Origin of the sequence: Lawsonibacter sp., assembly GCF_022777125.1 — a bacterium.
Lineage (GTDB): Bacteria > Bacillota > Clostridia > Oscillospirales > Oscillospiraceae > Lawsonibacter_A > Lawsonibacter_A hominis.
Window position 1 is genome coordinate 13,177 of record NZ_JALFGV010000061.1, and the last position, 22,343, is coordinate 35,519.

Here is a 22,343-nt window from a genome sequence, read left to right on the forward strand (position 1 = left end):
TGCCTTTTATGAGGAGGAATCTGCTTCATGTTTGATGAACTGATCTCCGCCGTCACCGATACGGCGGCTTTTTCAGAGAGTTTACACAGCTATCTCTCTCATTTTTCCTTCAACTCCGCCATCATCCTGATCATGATGATCTTTATGGTCGTGGGCGCGGTGGACAAGATCCGCGGCAATCGGAAGGGCTATGGCGCCGCTTTTGACGAGGGCTTCCATGCCATGGGCCCCCTGGCCGTTGCCATGGTGGGCGTCATCGCCGCCGCTCCGGTGCTGTGTATGATCCTCCAGCCCATCATTACCCCCATCTACGCTCTCTTCGGCGCCTCGCCCGCCGTCTTTGCCACCACGCTGCTGGCCAGCGACATGGGCGGCTACTCTCTGGCCATGTCGCTGGCTGGCTCCGACCAGGCCATCGGCAATTTTGCCGGACTGATTGTAGGAACCACCATGGGGTGCATCATCCTCTTTGATATTCCTGTAGCCCTGTCCATTGTTCCGAAGAAGGACCGCTCCATCCTGGCCTGTGGTATACTGTGCGGCTTGGTCACGGTTCCTCTGGGCTGTCTGACCGGCGGGCTGGCTATGGGCCTGACGCCCTATTCGCTGAACCTGCTGGCCCTCATTCAAAACATTATCCCCGTCACGATCATCGCGGTTCTGATCGCCATCGGGCTATGGTTCAAACCGGAAGCCATGATGAACGGCTTCGACAAATTCGGCGCAGTGGTCACTGCCGTCATCACCGTCTGCACCGTTGTCGCTGTGTTCCAGTACCAGACCGGCATCCGCTTCCCCCTGGCGGAAATCATGGTAGCTGAGGATGCCAATGGAATGTCTCCCCTGAAAGAGAGCCTCATCACCGTGGGCAACATCGCGCTAGTGCTCATTGGGGCCTTCCCGATGGTGGAGTGGATCAAGCGTACCTTTCGCAAGCCGCTGATGTCCTTCGGCAAGCTGCTGGGCGTGGATGAGACTGCCTCCGCTGGGTTCGTGGCCAATCTAGCCAACAATATCCCGGTATTCAACATGGTCAAGGACATGACCCCCAAGGGCAAGCTACTGAACATCTCCTTCGCCGTGTGCGCCGCCTTTGTCTTCGGTGACCACCTGGGCTTTACTGCCGGCGTCAATCAGGATATGATCCTGCCGGTAATCGTGGCCAAGCTCACCTGCGGCATCTGTGCACTGATCCTGGCAAACCTGCTCTCCGACAAGCTGCTGGGCAAGGCGGCCAAACTCTGACCCGGAGGGATGGTCGCCCCTGACGGCCGCAGCCTTTGCACCCGTACGCCCTAGTACTGCGCGCGGAAGAGAGGAGGACTGGATGGCGCGAGAAGAGTGGATTCCCCTAATAAAACTGGCAATCGCGATCTACGTGAGCGCTGCGGTATCTGAGCTATGTGGCTTTCCCTCTCCGCTGACCGCGGTGTTCAGTGCGGTGTTTCTCATGGCATATGGCAATACGATATACGGTGCTCTGGCCTACGGCCTGCTGCGAATCAAGGCACAGCTGCTCGGCATTGTCATCGGAGCCCCGGTGTTTTTCTTCCTAGCCCGCTTTGATGGCATCCCCAAGGCACAGCGACTGGCCCTCGGCCTATCGGTCAGCGCGTTTCTTATCCTGCTGGTCGGGCGAATCAGGAAACTGGATATACCGGACATGACGCTGTACTCTCCCGTGCTTATGATACAGTTCATGACCGGCGGCGATTCTTTCTATCCGGTAAAACGGCTTCTCTACTGCCTAGTAGGGATTGCAGTAGGGGTCGCTGTGAATATTATCGTGTACCCGCCAAGACATCGCGCAGCCCTGACCAGGTCTGTGCAGGAGATGGACCGCGCTCTTACGGCATTATTTGTGGAGCTGCTGGAGCACAAGCCGGTATCGGGCGTCGATTCTCAGAAGCTGGAGCATCTGCGCAGGCTGGCGGAACAGGTGCGGCATTACGCGGGTCTTATGACAAAAGATTATTTTCTGGAACGGGACAAGGACAGGTGTCAGCGCTTTGCCCGATTCTGCCGGGGAAAAGCCGACTCCTGTAGTGCGCTGCTGGAGCTGCTGGCCAATCTGCCCAACGCAGAGGGACAGAAGGACCAAGGAGGATACGCCTGCTTTTTGAGGGCACTATTCCAGTCCCACCTGCAGCTGCTCTCCGGAGACCGTGAGGTCTGCCTTGCGGCTCTTGGGGAACTCCCGATTAACATTCCCTTCCACGAGCTTACCCTCTGGCACGGGCTATGTACCTACAGGTCGGTACTGAAGACCCATCTCATGCGTTCTGATGAATACAATGCCTGCACCGGCGGGGAAGGGGCCGTGGGCCGGAACTTCTTTGAAACAAACGGCAAAAACAGAACCAAATTACAGCAGGAGGAAACAAAATGAATATCTTAGTATGTGTCAAACAGGTGCCGGACACGACGGAGATTCGAATCGACCCTGTGAAGAACACGTTGATTCGGGACGGGGTACCGAGCATTGTGAACCCGTTCGATGGCTATGCACTGGAGGCAGCAGCCCGGATCAAGGACAAGGCCCCAGAGACTAAGATCGTGGTGGTCACCATGGGTCCGCCTCAGGCTGTGGCGGCGCTGAAGGAGTGCCTTGCCATCGCAGCGGACAAAGCATACTTAGTGAGCGCACGGAGCTTCGGCGGGTCAGACACTCTGGCCACCAGCTACATCCTGTCCAACGCTGTGAAGAAGATAGAGACGCTGGAGGGTAAGTTCGATGCCATCTTCTGCGGCAAGCAGGCGATCGACGGAGACACGGCCCAGGTGGGGCCGGAACTTGCCGAGCACCTGGGCTATCCCCAGGTGACTTACGGCCTGGAGGTTGAGGCGGAGGAAAGCATGCTTATAGTGAAGAAGGAGACTGAGGAGGGAGCAGAACTCATAGGTGTGCGTACCCCCTGCGTGGTCACCTTCACCAAGCCCGCTTGGGACCCCCGCTACCCCACCATCAAGCGGAAAATGGCGGCCAACCGGGTAGAGATCCCGGTGCTGGACGATGCCATGTTTCCGGGGATCGATGCCGCCCGCATCGGCCTGAAGGGCTCTCCCACCCACGTAAAAAAGACTTTTGTGCCCCAAAAGAAGAGCGGCGGCACGAAGATTCAGGAAGCAACGAACGAGGACTCCGCAAAGAAGCTGTTTCAGGCTCTGCGCGAGGCCAGTATCATCTAAGGGAGGGAAGCGCAATGGAAGCCAAAACGAAAGAGCTTTGGGTATTTATAGAGACCAATGGGGATGGCACTGCCAAAAACGTGGGTCTGGAACTGCTCACCCCCGGAAAGGCCATGGCGGCCAAACAGGGCGGAGCTCTGACCGCTGTGGTCATCGGTCATCACACGGACGCGGCTATAACCGCTGCCGCGCAGCATGGAGCAGACAAGGTAATCGTAGTGGACGGCCCGGAATATGAACACTACACCACCGACGCCTACGCCATCGCTTTGTGCACCTTGGTGGAGCAGTACGGCCCCACAAGCATGCTCATTGGCGCCACCAACAACGGTCGGGATCTGGGCCCCCGGGTGGCCTGCCGCCTGAAGACCGGCCTCACCGCAGACTGCACCGCCCTGGACATTGACGAGGAGTCTGGTAACGTGGCCTGGACCCGCCCCGCCTTTGGCGGCAACCTGATGGCCACCATCCTCTGCCCGGACCACCGGCCCCAGATTGGCACCGTGCGTCCCGGCGTGTTTAAAAAGTCCGCCCCCGTGGCCCTCAGGGCTGAGATTATCCGCGAAAAACTCCACGTCCCCGCCGAGCAGATCCGTACGCAACTTCTGAAGGTCATTCAGGAGGCAGCCGGAGCGCTGGTAGACCTGGAAAGCGCGGAGATCATCGTCTCTGGCGGCCGCGGCGTGGGCGGGCCCGAGGGTTTTGAGCCTATCCAAGCCTTGGCCAAAGTCCTAGGCGCCACTGTGGGTGCCTCCCGCGCCGCCGTAGACTCCGGCTGGATCCCCCACAGCCATCAGGTGGGTCAGACCGGAAAGACCGTAGGTCCCAAACTCTACATCGCTTGCGGTATCTCCGGTGCCATCCAGCATTTGGCCGGTATGTCCAGCTCCGACGTCATCGTCGCCATCAACAAAGATCCCGATGCCCCCATCTTTGACATTGCAGACTACGGTGTTGTTGGCGATCTTTTTCAAATCCTTCCTGCCCTTACCAATGAGATCAAGAAGGCCCGCGGCCAGGGATGCGATAATTAATCGAGGGCTTCCGCTCCAAATTCCGGTCAGCGGCATTCACCTGCATATACCTTTTGAACATGCAAAAAACGGCCCGCAAAACGCGTGTCTTTCTTTTGGAGTTTCGCGCCCTTTTGTCGCTCCGTCCTTCGGTGATCAAACTGCTCGGCGGAAATAAATTCCGCCTCCGCCAAGGGTTTCGCCTTTGGGTGAAAACACTTGCGCCGCGCAAAAGCGCCGCCCACCGTGTAGGGCCCGTATGTTCCAAACAGCTTTTTTGCCGCATTGAGGCAAAGCAAAGTCCTGTCGCTGCAATAGCGGCAGGACTTTTTCTTATAGAAAAAACCACTGGCGGGAAGCGTCGCACAACCTTTTCCAGCACCGCCGGGTATGGCGTATGCGGGAACGACACATGCGCGCTATTTGGACCCGGTCAAATTACGGAGGTGGAGATAGACCGTATTTTTGGAGATACTCAACAATTCCGCCGTACGCACCACGCTGTCCTTCAGGCTGAAGATCCCCTTTTCGTAGAGTTCGGAGACGATAGCCCTGTTTTTCAGATTGGCGGGAATTTTTTCGTTTGCACAGACCTGCTCCTTGACCTGGCGCACCGTGGCGTCAATGACATCGCCGATGTTGTCCGAGAATATCTCAGGGATGCTTTCCGGCGGCTGGTGCTGGCGGGGCGTAAGCGAACTGATCACATCGGCCAGGGGGGTGTTCAGATAAAAATTCATACACATCAGGCCGATAACTCGTCCGCGCTCGCCGTGGATGGCGATCGTGGTGGACTTGAGGGGTTCGTCCCGTTTGTTCTTTGTAAAATAGGAAATATAGGGAGGGTCTCCACCCGTCTCCTTAATGCGGGACAGCATCTCCAGCGCCAGATCGGTGATGGGGGCCCCCTCCCTGCGGCCGGTGTGATAGCCATTTAAAATCTTAATGACTGAACGGTCCAGATTTTCCAGACTGTGCAGCACAATCTCGTAGCCGCTGCCCAGATAGTCACTCAGGCCTTCCGCCATGGTCTTATAGGACTCCAGGATCATCCGATCCGCAGGTGTGAGTGAAACGGCAATTTGCTCCATAAACATCCTCCCAATTTTGCAAGTAAATAAAAAAGTGGAGTCAAAAGGTGACAAACAGAAAACTTTATAGTCTAGAAGTCAACAAAGCGTTCCCAAAACTAAAATAAATTTTACCACCATTCCAATTTGGATGCAAGCAATTGTGAAATATTTTCCAATAAAACGACAATAATGCAAAAAACCAGAAAAATCGGCCGCCAAAATAATTAATTTTTTTTATTGAAAAAGATTGACAATGAAAAAAAGTTCATTTATAATCAGCAATGTAGGAAGCAGGACGCAACGGGCAAAGGTGCATCAGGTACCCGGCTCAGTGCGTCCATTTTCATTATCCGGCAAATCCAAAAACGCAGCACTGCAAGAGCAAAGAACTAAAACTGCAAAAACAGCTTATGCCCCTCACCAAACAAAGGAGAGAACAAAAATGGAAAAAGCGATCATCAGCAGCAGCAAAGCCCCGGCGGCGATCGGTCCTTATTCTCAGGCGGTAATTGGGAACGGCACGCTGTATGTGTCCGGTCAGCTGCCCATCGACCCAGCCACCGGCGTGATGCCCGAGGATCTCAAGGCCCAGGTGGCTCAGTCCATGAAGAATATCATAGCCTTGGTGAAGGCCGCCGGCGGTGATGAGACAAATATCGTCAAATGCGGCCTGTTTATCCAGGATATGAACTCCTTCGGCTTGATCAACGAGGCCTATCAGAGCTTCTTCGGCGAGGGGGCGCCCGCCCGCTTTGTGGTGGAGGTGTCCGCCCTGCCCAAGGGCGCGAAGGTAGAGATCGACGCCATAGCCGCACTGTAAGCGGGTGTGCGGATATGGCCGGTAAGGATAAGATCGCACGAAAGTTCCGTGGGGTAGAGGGAGGCCTGTTCACCAAGGTGACAAAGGCCGATGTGGGAGACAGCTTTGCTTCCATGGCCGGGCAGGTGGTACTCATGGGATGGGCGGACCCCTTCTATCCAGATCCCTCAGTGCCCGAAACGGTGAAGGAAGCTCTCATTGAGGCGGCACAGTGCGGCATTGCTTCCCACTATACCATGCCCATCGGCTCTGTGGAGCTGCGGGAAGAGATCGCCAAAAAGTGCAAGGCCTACAACCATCTGGATGTGGATCCCCGGCGCAACATCATTATCACTCCGGGTTCGGATTCAGGGCTGTTCTATGCCATGACGGTCTTCCTCGACCCCGGCGATGAGGTGCTGGTACCCGACCCAAGCTATCCCAGCAACTTTCTCAACCCCACGCTGATGGGCGGCGTTACGGTCCCGGTCCCCCTGGATGCGGCCAACGGCTACCAGTTTGACATGGATGCCTTCGAACGCTGTGTGACCGATAAGACCAAGATGGTGCTTATTACCCACCCAAACAACCCCACTACCACCGTATTTCGAAGGGAAAGCCTGGAGGCCCTGGCTGAGTTTGTCATCCGCCACGATCTCATCTTAGTGGTGGATCAGGCCTTTGAGGATATGATCTTCGACGATGTGGAGTTTGTCTCCCCCGCCAGCCTGCCCGGAATGTGGGAGCGGACCGTTACGGTATGCTCCATCTCCAAGGGCATGGGCCTGTCCGGGCTGCGGGTGGGTTACATCGTGGCCTGTGATACGTTTATGGACGTATACTACGGCGGCGCCGTCAACGTACTGGGGGCCACCAACACCGCCTCCCAGCTGGCGGCCATCGCAGCCTTCCGGGACACCAGCTTCATGGCCGGCTATAAGGCCCACTACGATCGCCGCCGCCGGGACGCCTGCCGCATTCTGGGTTCGGTGCCCGGAGTCAAGATGGATATGCCCCAGTCCGGCTTCTTCTGCTGGATCGATGTATCCGAGCTGGGGGACTCCACCGAGATCATGGACTACCTCATCCGCCAGGCCGGAGTGGCCGTCAACGACGGCAAAAATTACGGTTCCCAGGGCAATGGCTGCCTGCGCATCATCAACGGCTGCCTGGGCAGCGACGACGAGTCGGAGCAGGTGCTCCAGCGCATTGCGCAGGCGCTGCGCGCCTACCAAGAGCAGGATTAGAATCTTTCTTAATAAAACGAATAATGAAAAGGAGAATGCAACATGAAAGCTACCACTCAGGCGGAAGGCCGTCCGTACTACCTCAATTGGGAACTGCAGAAGGCTGCTGAAAAGCTGCTGCGGGAGATCATGATGGTCAAGCCCGGCGAAACCGTTCTCATTACCTGCGACACCACCAACGACGAGCGCGTGATCAACGCCACCGCCGGCGCCGCCCTGACTATGGGCGCCTACCCCATCGTGATGCAGTACCCCGCCTCTCTGGAGCAAGCCATCATGATCGAACCCACTAAGCCTGTGCTGGAGGCCATCAAGGCCGCTGATGTGTGGATCGAGTATGATTACCAGCTGTTCTATACCCGCGGCTGGAAGCAGGCCATGGACTGCGGTACCCGTCAGATCACCGCCGCCTCGATGGACATCAATATGATGCTCAACGTCATCGGCCGTTTCGACCACAAGAAGATCGTGGAACTGGGCGAACGCCTGGTCGTGCTGCACAACGAGGCCAAGCAGATGCGCATCACCAGCCCCGGCGGAACCGATCTGACCTTTGCCTGCGAGGGCCGTCTGTGCAACCAGTCCGGCACCTATGCCGCTCCCGGCACCTCCGTCATGCTCTCCGGCCAGACCTCCATGTGCCCCATCGAGGAGACCATCAACGGCACCATCGTCTTCGACGGCGGTCTGTTCCCGCCCCAGGAGATCGGCCGCCAGGTCAACCCGGTCAAGCTGACCATTGAAAAGGGCGTCTGTACCAAAATTGAGGGGCCCGGCCGTGAGGCGCACCTGTTCCAGAAGTGGATGGCCAGCTGGAACGATCCCAAGATGTATTGGGTGGCGCATATCTCCTGCGGCTTCAACCCCGGTATCCCCGAGCCCACCGGCCGCATCGAGGAGGACGAGCGCATCTTCGGCTGTGTGGAGATCGGCCTGGGCACCCAGGGCGAGGGCCTGGGCGGCAAGAGCTGGGTGGCTGCCAACCACACCGACGGCATCATTCTCAACCCCTCCATCTACTGCGACGGCAAGGCCATTGAGGAGAACGGCTTCTATGTCGACCCCGAGTGCGTTCGCATCTGCGGCGAGCTGGGCGTGGCCGGTTACTAAGTCATGGACGGGGTGTTAAAGGCGCTGACCGCGCAGGTCGATGCCCACATTGACGCACTGTTTGCAAGCCTGAACGAGCAGATCGCCATCCCCAGCGTAGAGGGAACGCCCGCCCCGGGCGCCCCCTTCGGCAGCGCGGTGGCTCAGGCTCTGGAGCATATTTTGGGCCTGGGCGCACAGATGGGGTTTTGTGTAAAAAACCACGACGGGTACGTAGGCACCATCGAGTGGGGCGAAGGCGAGGTGCTCGGTATCCTCTCCCATGTAGATGTGGTGCCCCCCGGCGACCTGTCCGCGTGGAACAGCGACCCCTTCACCCTCACGGAGAAAGATGGATTTCTTCAGGGACGGGGCGTAGCCGACGATAAGGGGCCTCTGCTCTCCTGCCTGTATGGCATGTATGCGTTAAAACAGATGGGCTTTGTACCCAAAAAGCAGGTCCGCGTGATCATCGGCACCAACGAGGAGACCGGCTGGGGCTGCATGGACTACTATAAAAAGCACCTGGATCCTCCCGCCTACAGCTTCTCTCCCGACGGCATGTACACCGTAGTCAACCGGGAGAAGGGCATTTTGGGCGCAGACTTTGCCAAGGAGATCGAGGGGGCGGGCGCCTGCATCCAGGCCGGCGAGGCCGGGAACCTGGTGCCCGCCGGGGCCGCGGCATGGCTGCCCTGTACGGCAGCCCAAGCACAGGCGGCTGTGACCGCCTATTCCGCCCCCGAGGGCATGCGCTTTACCGTGAGCGAGGAGCGGGAAGGCACGTGCATCCGCTGCAAGGGCAGAAACGCCCCTTCTCACAGTCCCGCCCGGGGCGTGTCCGCCATCCAGGGCCTGCTGCATGTGATCGCCGGGTGCGAGGGCGCGCCCGGGGCGCTGCGGGACGCGGCCGGGGAACTGCTGGGCCTGATGGGGGAACAGCCTGACGGCGCAGCCATGGGGATCCGCTGTGCGGACGACGTGTCCGGCGAGTTGACCACCAACCTGGGCATGCTCAGTCTGAACGACGGCATGCTGACCGCCAAGCTGGACGTGCGTGCCCCGGTCACCGTCTCCCTGGATGACGTCGCAGCCAAGGTGAAGGACGCTTTTGCAGGCCAGGGCTACCACTGCGCAGGCGAGCATCTCAAGCACCCTTTGTACGTCCCGGCAGACAGCAGCTTCATCCAGACCCTCTGCCGCGTCTATGAGACGGTGGCGGGGGAGGAGGCGGTACTCTCCGCCATCGGCGGCGGCACCTATGCCAGGGCCTTCCCCAACTGTGTTTGCTTTGGTTCGGTCTATCCAAAGGAGGAACTGACCGTGCATTCCCCCAACGAGCGGACGCTGAGAGCGAATATTATCAAAAACACGATAATGTACGGCTACGCGATTCATGAACTGACCGACTAAAGGAGGAACAGAACAATGAAAACCATGAAACGAATCTTGTGCGGCGTTTTGTCGGCCGCCCTGCTGGCTGCCCTGGCCGCCTGCGGCACTACAGACGGCGGAGGCGCCGCAAACACCGCGGCCCCCGGCAATACCGGCGCCCCCAGCACCAGCGCGCCTGCGGGCGCCACGGTTTTGCGCGGCACCTGCACCACCACCCCTGAGACCGTCGACCCTGCCCGGGGCACCGGCGAAAACGACCTGATGCTCTATGTCAATCTGTACGAGTGCCTGGTGGCCCCCAACGCAGAGGACGGCAGCCCGGAGCCCCAACTGGCGGAGCGCTGGGAGGCCAGCGAAGACGGTCTGAGCTACACCTTCCAGCTGCGCCAGGATGTGACCTTCGCCGACGGGACCCCTCTGACCTCCAAGGACGTCAAGTACAGCTTTGACCGCATGATGACCATGGGCGAGGGTTTCGCCTATGTGCTCAAAGATGTGCTGGCTGAGACGGTGGCGGTGGACGAGCACACCGTGGAATTCAAGCTTTCCAAGACCTTTGGCCCCTTCGTCTCCGCTCTGACCGCTTTCCGTATCGTCAACAGCGCCCTGGTGGAGGCCAACACCGCCGCCGAAGGGATGTACGGTGACAACGGCGACTACGGCACCGGCTATCTGCTGACCCACTCCGCCGGCTCCGGCCCCTACGTCATCAGCAGCTTTACGGTCCATGACACCATGGTGCTGACCAAGAACGCGAACTACTGGAACGGTGCCGTGCCTGCTGCCGCGCCCGACACGGTGGAAATCCAGGAGTTGACCGAGGCATCCACCACCAAGATGCTCATGAGCAACGGTGATCTGGACTTTGTCCATGGCCACCAGGACTCCACTACCATCGCTGCTCTGACCGCCAACGACGGAATCGAGGTAGCTGAGCTCCAGGAGGCCGGCCTGAACTACTTCATGATGAACACGCAAAAAGCCCCCACCGATGACGTGCACATCCGCCGCGCCATCTCTTACGCCTGTGATTATGAGCAGATGAAGCAGATTTTGGGCGGCGCTCCCGATGCCAACGGTCCCGTACCCACAAACCTGTTCGGATATGTGGATGACTTTGAAGGCTACTCCTATGATCTGGACAAGGCCAAGGAGGAGATCGCCGCGTCCAAATACGCCAGTGACCTGGCGAATTACCCCATCCAGCTGGACTACATTGAAGGCAACGGCGACACCGGCAAACTGGTGTACTTGATGGCCTCCTCGCTGGAGAGCCTGGGCTTCAAGGTGGTCATCAACGAGACTCCTTGGGTGCAGTTCTGCAACAATGAGGCCGAGATCGCCACCAGCCCCAACGTGACCAACGCCTTTGCCACCGCCGGCTACCCGGAAGCCGGCTCCATCCTGGAGTTGAAGTATGCCTCCTGGACGGTGGGCAACTGGAACCAGAACGAGTGGATGCAGGATGAAAAGTTTGACTCCATGCTCAACGAGGCCCTGGGGACCGTGGATGACGACGCGCGGATCGCGCTGTACGGCCAGATGCAAAAGTACCTGGTGGAGGAGGTCGTGCCCTCCGTCTACACATGCGCCTCTGTCATCAAGCCCATCTACAACGCCAACAACTTTGAGTGGCCGGCCAAGCACGCCACCACGGAATACAACTTCTACTACGCGGACTATATCATGAAGTAAATCATTCCAAGAAGAACATGCGTCAGGGCCAGAGGCGGGTGCTTCTGGCCCTGACGAGTAAGGAGCCACTATGCGAAAGACTGTCGTCGCCATTTTGAAAAAGCTGCTGCATACAGTTATCTTGCTTTTGGTGCTCTCCTTTGTGGTGTTCTCCTTCATCCGTCTGATTCCCGGCGACCCGGTCAAAATCTCTATGGGTCCCATGACGCCGGAGGAGACCATCGCGCAGAAGCGCAGCGAACTGTATTTTGACCGCGCCCTGCCGATACAGTGGGCCCACTGGCTCAAGGGGGTAATCACCGAGGGGGACTTCGGCGAGTCTCTTTTCACCCACCGCAATGTCGCCGAGGACATCAAGCAATACCTGCCCAAGAGTCTGGAGCTGGTATTCTACTGTGCGATCCTCATTCTCATTGTGGGCGTGGCGGTAGGCACGATATCCGCCATATTCAAAAACTCGTGGTTGGATAACCTGATCCGGTTTATCTCTTACTTGGGTGTGTGTACCCCGGCATACGCCATCGGCGTACTGCTGCTGCTGGTATTCAGCTATACGCTCGGCATCTTCCCCATCGGCGGTATGCCCACGATTCCGGACAACTATGTGAGAACCGGCATGATGGGCCTGGACTGCCTGCTGGTAGGAGACTTCGCCCTCTACGGCCAAGTGCTCAAGTGCATGGTACTGCCCTGCCTGAGTCTCTCTTTGGGCAGCATCGCCTATATGGCTCGTATCCATCGCGGAGCCATGGTGGAAAACATTAATGCTGATTACATTGCCTTCGCGCAGGTGGCCGGCGTCAGCCGGGGCAAGTTGGTAATGAAGCATTTGATGAAGCCTTCCTTTATCCCCACGCTGACGATTTACGGCCTGCAGGTGGCCTCTTTGATCGGCAACGCATTCATCATTGAGGTGATCTTCCGCTATCCGGGATTTTCGCAGTATAGCCTAAACGTGATCCAGAACAAGGACCCTTACGGCATCGTGGCAGTTACCTTCGTGTTTGGTATCATCTTCGCTGTCGTAAACGCCCTGGTGGATATCGGCGTGGCTTTCCTGGACCCGAGAATCCGCATCAATACATCGGAGTGATTGCGTATGATGACAAAAGAATTGAAAGCCAACGCAGCCGTCGAGCAGGGTCAAAATCCCAGAATTGAATCGCTGAAGAAGAGTTGGTATAAATTTTCGCGTAACCCTCTGTCCATGCTGGGCCTGGTGGTGGTGCTGGCGGTCGTCTTCGTGGCGGTCTTCGCGCCCTACATTGTCCCCTATCCGGAGGACGCCGGCCTGACCACCAAGATCGCCGAGTCCTTCCAGGGGCCCAGCGCCATTCACCTGGCAGGCACCGACGAGTACGGGAGAGATGTGTTCAGCCGCATGCTCATTGGCACCCGCTCCTCCCTGGTCATCGGGCTGCTGGTGTTGGCCATCTCGGTACCGCTGGGCGTCATTCTGGGCCTGGTCGCCGGCTACTACAAGGGCAAACTGATCTCGCGGCTGATCATGTGGGTGACCGAACTGTTTATGGCCATTCCTCCCCTGATCCTGGCTATGGTGGTTTGCACCATGTTCACCAACGGCTACCTCTTTGCAGCCATCGGCATTGCCGTCGCCTGGTGGCCCTGGTATACTCGTATGACCTACAACATGGTCACCTCCCTCTCCAATGAGCTGTATATCGTCTATACGGAGCTGTCCGGCGTTAAAGTCCTGAAAATTCTCCTGAGTGAGATGCTCCCCAACATCACCTCGTCCATTGTCACCAAGATGAGTCTGGATATGGGCAGCATCATTCTGACCGCCTCCAGCATGAGCTTTGTCGGGCTGGGCGTGCAGCCGCCGGAGCCCTCCTTGGGCGCCATGGTGTCCGACGGCATCCAGTATCTGCCCGAATTCTGGTGGCTGACCGTTATGCCTGCCATCGTGGTCGTACTGATCGTGCTGGGCTTCAACCTGCTGGGCGACGGTTTGAACGATGTTCTGTCCGTGGAGGAGAAGTGACATGGAGAAGAAGAATCTTGCATTGAATATCGAAAACCTCTCCGTGAAGTATAAAATTTACGAAGGGATCCTGGAGGTGATCCCAGGCCTGAGCATGCATGTGGAGCAGGCCGAGCGGGTGGGCCTCATCGGCGAGACCGGCTGCGGCAAGACCACGGTACTCAAATCCGCCGCCGCCGTGCTTCAAAGCCCTCCGGCCATTGTCCACAAAGACGCCATCGAGGTATGCGGCGTCTCGGTGGACGGAAAAAAGGGGCTGCGCAGCGTACGCCGCAACGTGTCCATGATTTTTCAGGACCCCTCCAGCTCCCTCAATCCCACGTTAAAGATCTCTACCCAGATGACGGACATCCTCAAAAGCCAGTTCCCCGGCAAGCGCAAAGCAGAGTATGGCCAGATGATGCTGGACGCCCTGGACTCGGTGTCCATGCCGGCCCCCGAACGGGTGCTGGGCAGCTATCCGGTGCAGCTCTCCGGCGGTATGCGCCAGCGTGTGTGCATCGCCATGGCGCTGATGAAGGATACCAACCTGATGCTGGCCGACGAGCCCACCACCGCTCTGGATGTGACCATCGAGGAACAGATCCTCGACCTGCTGGACAAACTGGTCCGGGAGAAGAAGAAGTCCCTCATCCTGGTCAGCCACGCCCTGGGCGCCATTCGGAAGATCACCGACCGGGTGTACGTCATGTACGCAGGCAATGTGGTCGAGGTGGGCAAGACCAAAGAAGTCTTCGAACACCCCCACCACCCGTATACCATCGGCCTGATGGCCGCCACGCCCAAACTCACCGGCAGCGGCATTGCCGACGGTATCGCCGGCGATATTCCAAGCTATATCAATCCCCCCAAGGGCTGCCGTTTTGCCTCACGCTGTCCCCGATGCACTCAGGAGTGCCTGGAAGCGCCCCCTATTCTGGCGGACATGGAGGACGGGCGTCAGGTAGCCTGTCATCATGCGGGAGAGGAGGCGGCGGTATGAGCGAAAACGTCATTCAGATCAAGAATCTGACCAAGCAATTTAAGACCAAGTTCGGTACCCTCACCGCCGTGGATGACGTCAGCTTTGACATCCGCCGGGGCGAGAATTTCGGTCTGGTGGGCGAGTCGGGCTCCGGCAAGTCTACCATCGGCTCCATGATCGTGGGCACCTACGGCCCCACCTCCGGCTCCATCACCTTCCGGGACGAGATTGATATCAGCCGCTCCAGCCAGTCCCGGGAACCCTCGCTCAAGCAGCAGATCCAGTTGGTGTTTCAGGATCCCGGCGGTTCTCTTAATCCCCGCAAAACCATCCGTCAGATCCTCTCCGTACCGGTACAGCTGTATGCGGACAAGCGTCTGACCACCGCGGAGGTTGAGGCACGCATCAAGGGCATACTGGAGCAGGTGGGTCTTCCGGTCCACTACCTGGACAAGTATCCCCGGGCCATCGGCGGCGGCGAAAAGCAGCTGGTGTGCGTGGCCCGCGCCCTGGCGGCCAACCCCCAGTTCATCGTGCTGGACGAGCCCACCTCCGCTCTGGACGTATCCATTCAGGCCAAGATCACCAATAAGCTCATTGAGCTGCAGAAAAAGAACGATCTGTCCTATCTGTTCATTACCCACAACCTGTGTCTCGTGCGCAACATGTGCGACCGGTTGGCGGTAATGTATCTGGGCAGCATCTGCGAGTATGCCGACACGGCGGAGTTTTTCGAAAATCCCCGCCACCCTTACACCCAGATGTTGCTGGCCTCCATCCCGGTGCTCAGCGACGAGGAGGAGCGCCTTAAGCCCCAGAAGATCAAGTCGATCGGCGAGATCCCAAGCCCTCTGAACAAGCCCAAGGGCTGTCCCTTCCACCCCCGGTGTCCCTTTAAGAAGGATATCTGTTCCCAGGATACCCCGCAGATGCGTGAAGTCTCCCCCGGCCACTTTGCCTGCTGTCACTGCATCTGAGAAATGGCGGGATCGGGCGTGCTGTGGGCGGGATGCCGGGCCCGAAAAGACTGATCACGCGGAAGAAGCAAGGGAACCCAAGCGGCGTCTTCCCTGGCGCCCAGGTGCAGGCGCACCAGGGGGTCTTGTTTTCGCACAGCCCCCCGGAAGTATGGGGCCGAACTTTATTTCCGCCGCTCTTGGGCGGCAAAAATAAAGCCGAGTGCGTTTCCCATACGAAAACGTTCTTCTTTTTTGCACGTGTGTTCGGTCTTTTGACGGACAAAGGAAGGAGCATTGCTGAGGCAATGCTCCTTCCTTTGTTTCAGGCCGGGCGGGCGTTTGGTCCATGGGTATGGGCCCGGCGGCGGAATCCGGAGTACCGGCAGGCCCGGCCCATGCCTGCCGACAAGGTTCCGCCGGAGTTCATCCGCCCCGGCGCCGATGGTAGGCCAAAAGCTCCGGCATGCTCTCGCGGGCCGCGGCCAGCAGCGCCCGCAGCACCTCCAACAGCATCCGGCGGGTCTCGTCGTCCACGCTGCGCAGTTTGGAGAGAATGGCCGCAGCGTTTTTCAGCCATCCCTCGGACAATTCCTCCGTGGTATCCGCTCCGGCGGAGCCCAGGATATCGAACAGGGCGTCCACAAACGCCTCCCGCCGCTCCCGGTCCATGGAGGCCACCCAGTTTTTCAGCGTCAGGCTCAAAAACCGGCTGGAACTGGTCACCGTCTCCAGGCGCACGAAGTCCGGCCCCTCCACCTGCCAGGAAAAGGGGTCGTGCTGCAAAAGCCCCACCTGCCGGCTGCGCACCACCGTATAGCGTTCCTCATGGTCCAGCAGCATGCCTACGATGGAGGTCTGCGGGACGAAGGTCCGAATGCGCTCCCGCACCGCCGCATAGCCGGTCTCGTCCAATGCCCCGGCGCAAAATCCGGGTCCATCGTTGTTGTACACTGCCTCCAGCCGGGCCTGCACCGGCTGGGGTGTGTGCGCCGCGGCATACACCGCCAGGTTTCCGCCCTTGGAGTGTCCGCCCACCCGCAGGCGGCCTCTGCGGCGCCGCGCCGCATCCCGCAGATACTCCGCGGCGGAGCGCTGGGCGGGCACCGGGGTCTGGTAGCTCATGTTGAAATCCTCTTTCCAGCCGATCAGCGTACTGTCCGTCCCCCGGTAGGATACGAAATACGCGCCATCCCCCGTATCCACGGTCACGGCGGAAAATTGCTCCTCCGCCGCCGTGTCGACATAGTTTACCGAATCAAAGAGCCGCATGGTACCAAACCGGGCCGTCCCCGCCAACTGTTCCAACAGGCGCAGGGCATCTTCCCAAAATTCCATGCCGCCGCCCCGGCGCTCCTTGGGCCACTGCCCGCCCGCGCGTACAAATGCCTCCGCCGCCTGACGGATCGTGGCGCCCCCAGGCCCCACCAATCCGTCCAGCGCGGCATAGGACAGGCTGCACAGGATCAGGCTGTCCACATCGTTGAAGGGGGACTGCTCCAAGGTCAAATCTCCCCGCCAGATCAGATAATCGAATAGATCGGGCATAAGCGCCCCCCTTTTTTTGTTCTTATGACCAGTGTACTCCAAAGCGCCCCGGCGTGCAACTGCCGGGAAGCGCCCTGCGGCTAAAGCCGCAGGGCGCTTCCCCAACAGTACAATTTAGAAAATCAGATTTATGACAACGCCAAAGATTAGGATCACCACTAAGAACAACGCCAGGAAGGCAAGCATGTATTTGTACATATTCTTTTTTGTAATGGTGGTCAGGCCGTGGAGATAGGGCGATAGTCCCGTTCCGCCTGGAGTAATAAACCCGGGCATGGAAGCCCACATGATACATACCCCCAGCACCAGCGGCGAAAGATTGAACATCGCCGCCAACGGAATTGTAGCTGACATAAAGATAACTCCAGTTGCCATGTTTGAGAAAAAGCCCGTAATAATTACAGTCAGCAAGCAGGCCACCAAAAGCAACGCAATTCCTGGAATCCCGTTAAAGGCCCCGGAGAACGCGCCCGACAATGCCGCCTTAATTCCTGCGTCGTCACCTCCAATGATCCCGGAAAAGTACAGCATAACGCCGGCAGACAGGATCAGAGGCCATTGAACGCCATTTTTGAAGCAGTCGACGGGACTCAGCACCGGTTTTCCATCAATGGGAACGATAAGCGCTACGACCAGACAGAGCGTAAACCAAAGGCCCATGGTCAGCGTCTTATTGATAAAAAGGGAAACCGGAAAGCTGCTGAATAGGGTGGGCAACACCGCACCTACGATCATGACAAGAAACAGGACAAACATAAATTTTCCCTGTTTGGTAAATTTGGCGTCTGAGGTCTTCATAGCGCTTTGGTCCAATGCGGCCAGCCGGGAAAAGTCACACCGGAGCAGAACAATCATGACGAAAGCGTATAGGATGTCCAATACCACATTGAGGAGCACACCAAAGAGCATATACACTGCACCATCCAAAGGAATACCGGCAATATTTTCAAACGCCGTCACAAAACTGGCAATCCAACTGCCATAGGGTATAATATTATACGCCAACGCTCCGGCAAAAAAGGTAGCTACCAGAAACGCGTCATGCTCTTTACGTTGTTCCTCATAGCCAGCTGCAGACATAACGCCTTCCGCCAGCGCCAGGACCACCAGCACATTGACTTTTAAGGCGCATAAAAGCGAACTGAACAGCAGGAAAAAAATGACGAACATCGTGGATCTGCCATATAAAATCTTCCGGGTCATCATCCAGTTGGCCAAGGCGTCTGTAACGCCGGTGACCCTCAGTCCATAGATCAATGGAAGCACAATGAGAACCTGCCATACGGTAGTGTTTCCCAGGGTTCCTGAAATGATGCCCGCCGGGTCGCTTCCCGCCAGTAATACAAATAAAATCATTGCGCCCAAGGACCCTGTGATCATATCGATGGCAATAAACCAGTAATTTGCCACCAGGAATGCGCCAATTAACGCCATGCCCAGCGGCGTAATACCGCCCGGCCCGGGAATTCGCGAAATCAGAAAGCCGATTGCAATGCCGATGATCAGATGGACTATCTTTCGATACGGATGGCCGCCTTTTACAAGTGATGCAGACATGAGATTCCTTCTCCCTTCTCTTATTGTCTCTTCCTTGGCTATGGTACGAGCAGTTCCGTAAGCTCCCGCAGATCCTCCAACTCCTCCAACCGGTCGACCAGTTCGATCGCCTTTTGGGCAGACGCATGAGAAATCAAACCATATCCATTTATCTGATCCCAGTATTTGGCCAGAAGCTGCTCGCGGGTTGGATAAGTATGCATACTGAAGTCCGCAGAGTTCTTCTCAACGGTGTGGCGAGTGCCATCTTTTTCAGTGATTGTCACCCGGATGCCGTTGTTGGAGGTGGCGCTTTGCCCAGGCAGGCCTTTTGGCAGAGTGGGATCGTGGAGCATTCGCGTGATGGAGCACAGCCGGAGCAGCTCTGGGTCCCGCAGATGGCTCTCGGAGTAATGCCGCACACCGAAACGGCCCCACAGCAGGGGGGCGCACAGCGCATATTGATAGCTGAACTGGGCGTGGGTCAGAGGGTCACGTCCCACCTCATAGGGAGGCCAGTAATACATTTCGGCGTAGCCGTCGGGGACGGCCAACTCAATGTCCGTGATATTCTTCGGGTCGCAGCAGCCAAACAACTCGCTGCCGGCAAAGGCGACAATGGTAGCCGGTGAACCCACTGGGTAGAGTTTGATGCTCTCTTCCATATAGAATTTCCTGCCATAGTCTTTCCGGAGATATTCAGGATTGCAGGCCTCGTCCATACCCCGGTACTGGTGATAGAGATTGCGTGGGCCTTCAAAGATATTTTTCAGGCTGGGGAACCCCTTCTTGGCCAGCCGGGTAGCAAAATCGGCGTTGCGGATGTTGTAGCCCGCACCCAGCTTGGCTGAGGTGGCATAATCAAAGATGTGGGACATAGTGCCGCCCACCATGCCCATGGCAATGCCCCAGGCATCCCGAAGCTGTTCTGGGGTGAGGTCCCGTATCCGGGCAAGCTGGGCGCACACGCCGTAGATGGGCATAGTGAAAGAACTGTCCCAGCCCACGGTAAAATTCCAGCGACCGCCGGCGGCCATGATGCGAACGGATAGGTCCTCACCCACCACTTCATGGGTGATGTAATCCTTTCCGGAGAAACCATAGACCGCCCCAGCTGTTAGCACTGCGTTAATGAGGGTCGCCGATTCCTTGGATGGCATCCGCAAACCGTCTATATTCATGAACATGGGCTCAAAGTCATTGGAGCGGGCACTCATGGCATTGACCATTGCCGCATCGCCTAAAGCAGCCTTGCCACCCAGAAGGAAAATGGGGGCTTCCTTTTTCTCGCCATAGGTATCCAGAATGTGCAGTACCTCGCGGTTACCAAAAGCAAGCGCGCCTCCAGCTAAATTACCGATGTTGTCCAACAGTTTATCCTTGCAGATGCGGATGTTTTTCTCACTCAGATCCTCAAAGCTTACCTTCAGGGCCCCCTCGGATAGGATCTCTGCTACAGGACGTTTTTCCTCTGACAAATGTATCACCCTTTCTAAAATCAGTGCTCACACCGCCCGCAGCCGCTGCAGCCGCCACCCTGCTTGCAGGGCGGGACGGCCAGCAGCTTCTGATAAAATTCTGGAGGCAGTCTCTCCTGCTCCGGACCAGAATGTTTCTCCGCCGACTGGGTCGCTTCCTGCTCTTTGCCTACCATTGCCGGTACTGGTTCAGATCCTCCCCCTTCCCTTCCGCGGCGGCGCGGGCCTGCTTGGCCAGGTCGGTATACAGTCCGTACTCATGCGCCTCGCAGCAGGCCGTATAGGAGGGGTCGGTCTTGGCGTTGCGGGGCAGGGGCACATCCTGGCCGCAGAGGATATCCTGCACTTTGCGGATATCCACCTCCCGCACGGTGGTGCCGTCGGCCACAGCCACGGCCGCCGCCACACCGGCCGCCTGCCCGGTCCCCACGCACTGCGGGATCAGGTTCAGCCAGTCGATGGCCACGTCGTCGGCGGACAGATGCCGTCCGGGGCAAAGCAGCCCTTCCACCTTCTGGGGGAGAATGCAGCGGTAGGGGATCTCCACCGGACCGCAGTCGTTGATCTGGCAGATCGTGGAATGCCACGCGATCACGTCGTCATGCTTTGTGGCAAAGGCGAAATCGTTGGCCGTCATGACGTATTCGCCTTTCAGGCGGCGGGAACAGCGCGTGCCCAACTGGGGAGCGATATCGTAGAGGAAGGCGTCCCGGAAGGCCATGGGCACCGCCTCTTTCAGATAGGCCAGCACCTGACGCATGGTGGCGCGGGTATCCATCTCCGTCTTGGTCTGGTCGGCGATCCTGGTACAATCCATTGCCGGATGCCAGTTATTGACCCAGCACATGTCGTTCTGATTGGTGGGCAGCGGCAGACACCGAAAGCCCGCCACGGCGCTCAGCCGCTCCCGCAGCGCCGCTGCCGCCTGCGGACGGGTACGCTTCCACTGTTCAAACTGATCCCAGTTGATCCCGCCGATCCGCCAGACCAGCGCCGTGGTGCTGGAGCGGGTGCCGCCGTCGGCCAGGCTGCTGTAGGGCGTACCGGTCTGCGCGAAGATGTCGCCGTCTCCGGTGGCGTCGATGACGACCTTGGCCAGGACCGCCTTGCGCCCCTCCTTGCTTTCGAAGATCACGCCGCGGACCGTGTCTCCTTCCAGGATGGGCCTGGCCCCCCAGCAATGGTACAGCACCCGGATGGCCTGCTCATGCTCCCGGAGCATCTTGTCCATCTCGATCTTGAGTTGATTGGGCTCGAAATAGACCGCCCGGACCAGACGTTTGGGCTCGCTGCGGCTGACGCAGTCGTGGATGGCGCTCCAGGCGTCTACCAGGACGGGATCCTGGCTGCCGATGTCCGCCAGGCCGGGCGCCCGTACCGCCTGGGGAATGCTTCCCAAGCGGGTAAACCACTCCTCCTGGAGCCCCCGGACAAAGGATTTTTCATACCAGGACAAATCGGGCACCATAATCACGTAGCCCCCGGTCACATCCCCGCCCGAGTAGCCGTATCGTTCCATCAGCACGATATTTTTACACCCCGCCCGGGCAGCGGCCACGGCGGCGCTGTGCCCCGCCGCGCCGCTGCCAACCACCAGGACATCGCAGCGCTCGTAGACCTCCAGGCGGCCGGCTGGTTCGAGATAGGTCTCCTTCATGCCATCACTCCTCCATTTTCATATTATCCATAGTAAAATAATAAATTATTTTACTATAAATGATTATACTATTTTCTCCGGCGCGTGCAAGCAAAATCTGTTCTCCCCCATGCTTTTCTCTTTTTCCCACAAATCATTCCCCTGCTTTTTTATAAAATGCACAAAACAAGACCGCCGGAAAGCAATCCTGCTTTCCGGCGGTCTTGGAAACGGGAGCGGGCGAAGGATGCTATACATGCCCCGCCTCATATTCCTTAAGGATCTGATTCAGCTCCAATTCCTTCACTTCGTGCATTTTTCGCATCAGGCGGTAGTAATCCTCCAGCTCCTGCTTCGTAAAATGCCGGTAGATACGCTGCGTATAGTCGTTTTCGATCTGGAATAACGTCCGCGCCAGCGACAGTCCTTTGGGAAGAAGCCGGACGATAATACGCCGGCGGTCGTTCGGGTGGGCGCTGCGCTCCACAAGCGACTGCTTCTCCAGGGAATCCACGATGTTGGTCATGCTCTGCCGCAGGATCATCAGGTCATCCGCGATCTGAGAGGGCGCCGCCCCGTCCGGGTGCTGCATCAAATAGACCAGCGTGCGAAATACCGGGAACGACACGCCGTAGGGAGCCATCAACAGTTCATGCCGCTTTTCGCTGGCCACGGTGTGAAGGTACTGCTCCTCCCGGAAATCCGCCGGGAGCTTGAGCG

Annotated in this window: 19 protein-coding genes; 13 read left to right on the plus strand and 6 right to left on the minus strand. The window is 58.0% G+C overall.

The genetic code is table 11. The annotated features are described in order from the left end of the window. The first annotated feature begins 27 nt into the window (after nucleotides 1–27). The 4 genes from MR825_RS04945 (at nucleotide 28) to MR825_RS04960 (ending at nucleotide 4,223) form a co-directional block, all read left to right on the plus strand. Entirely contained in the window at nucleotides 28–1,245 is a 1,218-nt protein-coding gene (locus tag MR825_RS04945) for an ethanolamine utilization protein EutH (RefSeq protein ID WP_186908438.1), read from the plus strand. 82 nt (nucleotides 1,246–1,327) lie between these two features. Further along, complete coding sequence (locus tag MR825_RS04950; RefSeq protein WP_287879239.1) at nucleotides 1,328–2,389, plus strand: FUSC family protein; 1,062 nt, start codon at nucleotides 1,328–1,330, stop codon at nucleotides 2,387–2,389. Then, nucleotides 2,386–3,189, plus strand: a complete 804-nt coding sequence (locus MR825_RS04955) for an electron transfer flavoprotein subunit beta/FixA family protein (RefSeq protein WP_287879241.1) — start codon at nucleotides 2,386–2,388, stop codon at nucleotides 3,187–3,189. The genes MR825_RS04950 and MR825_RS04955 overlap by 4 nt, the downstream gene beginning before the upstream one ends. Nucleotides 3,190–3,203: 14 nt before the next feature. Continuing rightward, nucleotides 3,204–4,223: an electron transfer flavoprotein subunit alpha/FixB family protein gene (locus MR825_RS04960; protein ID WP_256175968.1), complete on the plus strand. Its 1,020-nt coding sequence runs from the start codon at nucleotides 3,204–3,206 to the stop codon at nucleotides 4,221–4,223. Between the two features lie 398 nt (nucleotides 4,224–4,621). Here the strand turns inward: MR825_RS04960 and MR825_RS04965 are convergent, their stop codons facing one another. Then, complete coding sequence (locus MR825_RS04965) at nucleotides 4,622–5,293, minus strand: helix-turn-helix transcriptional regulator (protein ID WP_186908442.1); 672 nt, start codon at nucleotides 5,291–5,293, stop codon at nucleotides 4,622–4,624. A gap of 424 nt (nucleotides 5,294–5,717) precedes the next feature. Between MR825_RS04965 and MR825_RS04970 the strand changes: the two genes are divergently transcribed. The 9 genes from MR825_RS04970 to MR825_RS05010 all read left to right on the plus strand — a co-directional run bounded on the left by MR825_RS04970 (nucleotide 5,718) and on the right by MR825_RS05010 (nucleotide 15,446). Then, nucleotides 5,718–6,095: a RidA family protein gene (locus tag MR825_RS04970; protein WP_186908443.1), complete on the plus strand. Its 378-nt coding sequence runs from the start codon at nucleotides 5,718–5,720 to the stop codon at nucleotides 6,093–6,095. 14 nt (nucleotides 6,096–6,109) lie between these two features. Beyond that, a complete protein-coding gene (locus tag MR825_RS04975) occupies nucleotides 6,110–7,321 on the plus strand; it encodes a pyridoxal phosphate-dependent aminotransferase (protein ID WP_186908444.1) in 1,212 nt (403 codons plus the stop codon). A 42-nt stretch (nucleotides 7,322–7,363) separates the two neighbouring features. After that, nucleotides 7,364–8,431, plus strand: coding sequence for an aminopeptidase (locus MR825_RS04980; RefSeq protein ID WP_186908445.1), 1,068 nt, complete (start codon nucleotides 7,364–7,366; stop codon nucleotides 8,429–8,431). 3 nt (nucleotides 8,432–8,434) lie between these two features. Continuing rightward, nucleotides 8,435–9,823 carry a Sapep family Mn(2+)-dependent dipeptidase gene (locus tag MR825_RS04985; RefSeq protein ID WP_186908446.1) on the plus strand — a complete coding sequence of 463 codons (1,389 nt, stop codon included), beginning with the start codon at nucleotides 8,435–8,437 and terminating at the stop codon, nucleotides 9,821–9,823. Nucleotides 9,824–9,838: 15 nt separating this feature from the next. Then, complete coding sequence (locus MR825_RS04990; RefSeq protein ID WP_186908447.1) at nucleotides 9,839–11,500, plus strand: ABC transporter substrate-binding protein; 1,662 nt, start codon at nucleotides 9,839–9,841, stop codon at nucleotides 11,498–11,500. A gap of 70 nt (nucleotides 11,501–11,570) precedes the next feature. After that, the gene (locus tag MR825_RS04995) at nucleotides 11,571–12,593 is read left to right on the plus strand and encodes an ABC transporter permease (RefSeq protein WP_256175971.1); all 1,023 of its coding nucleotides are present in this window, start codon (nucleotides 11,571–11,573) and stop codon (nucleotides 12,591–12,593) included. Nucleotides 12,594–12,599: 6 nt separating this feature from the next. Then, nucleotides 12,600–13,505: an ABC transporter permease gene (locus MR825_RS05000; RefSeq protein ID WP_256175972.1), complete on the plus strand. Its 906-nt coding sequence runs from the start codon at nucleotides 12,600–12,602 to the stop codon at nucleotides 13,503–13,505. 1 nt (nucleotide 13,506) lies between these two features. Further along, nucleotides 13,507–14,487, plus strand: a complete 981-nt coding sequence (locus tag MR825_RS05005) for an ABC transporter ATP-binding protein (protein WP_186908449.1) — start codon at nucleotides 13,507–13,509, stop codon at nucleotides 14,485–14,487. Then, complete coding sequence (locus MR825_RS05010; protein WP_256175973.1) at nucleotides 14,484–15,446, plus strand: oligopeptide/dipeptide ABC transporter ATP-binding protein; 963 nt, start codon at nucleotides 14,484–14,486, stop codon at nucleotides 15,444–15,446. Before MR825_RS05005 ends, MR825_RS05010 begins: the two co-directional genes overlap by 4 nt. A 405-nt stretch (nucleotides 15,447–15,851) precedes the next feature. Here the strand turns inward: MR825_RS05010 and MR825_RS05015 are convergent, their stop codons facing one another. From MR825_RS05015 to MR825_RS05035, 5 genes are all read right to left on the minus strand, one after another. Then, complete coding sequence (locus MR825_RS05015; RefSeq protein ID WP_186908451.1) at nucleotides 15,852–16,973, minus strand: Mbeg1-like protein; 1,122 nt, start codon at nucleotides 16,971–16,973, stop codon at nucleotides 15,852–15,854. Nucleotides 16,974–17,087: 114 nt separating this feature from the next. Continuing rightward, a complete protein-coding gene (locus MR825_RS05020; protein ID WP_287879247.1) occupies nucleotides 17,088–18,530 on the minus strand; it encodes an SLC13 family permease in 1,443 nt (480 codons plus the stop codon). Nucleotides 18,531–18,568: 38 nt separating this feature from the next. Next, nucleotides 18,569–19,987 (minus strand): MmgE/PrpD family protein, encoded by a 1,419-nt coding sequence (locus MR825_RS05025; RefSeq protein ID WP_287879249.1) that lies wholly within the window; start codon nucleotides 19,985–19,987, stop codon nucleotides 18,569–18,571. A 169-nt stretch (nucleotides 19,988–20,156) separates the two neighbouring features. Next, nucleotides 20,157–21,644: an FAD-dependent oxidoreductase gene (locus tag MR825_RS05030; RefSeq protein WP_287879251.1), complete on the minus strand. Its 1,488-nt coding sequence runs from the start codon at nucleotides 21,642–21,644 to the stop codon at nucleotides 20,157–20,159. A gap of 229 nt (nucleotides 21,645–21,873) precedes the next feature. After that, the coding region (locus MR825_RS05035) for a MarR family winged helix-turn-helix transcriptional regulator (protein WP_287879253.1) at nucleotides 21,874–22,343 on the minus strand (470 nt) is incomplete at its 5' end.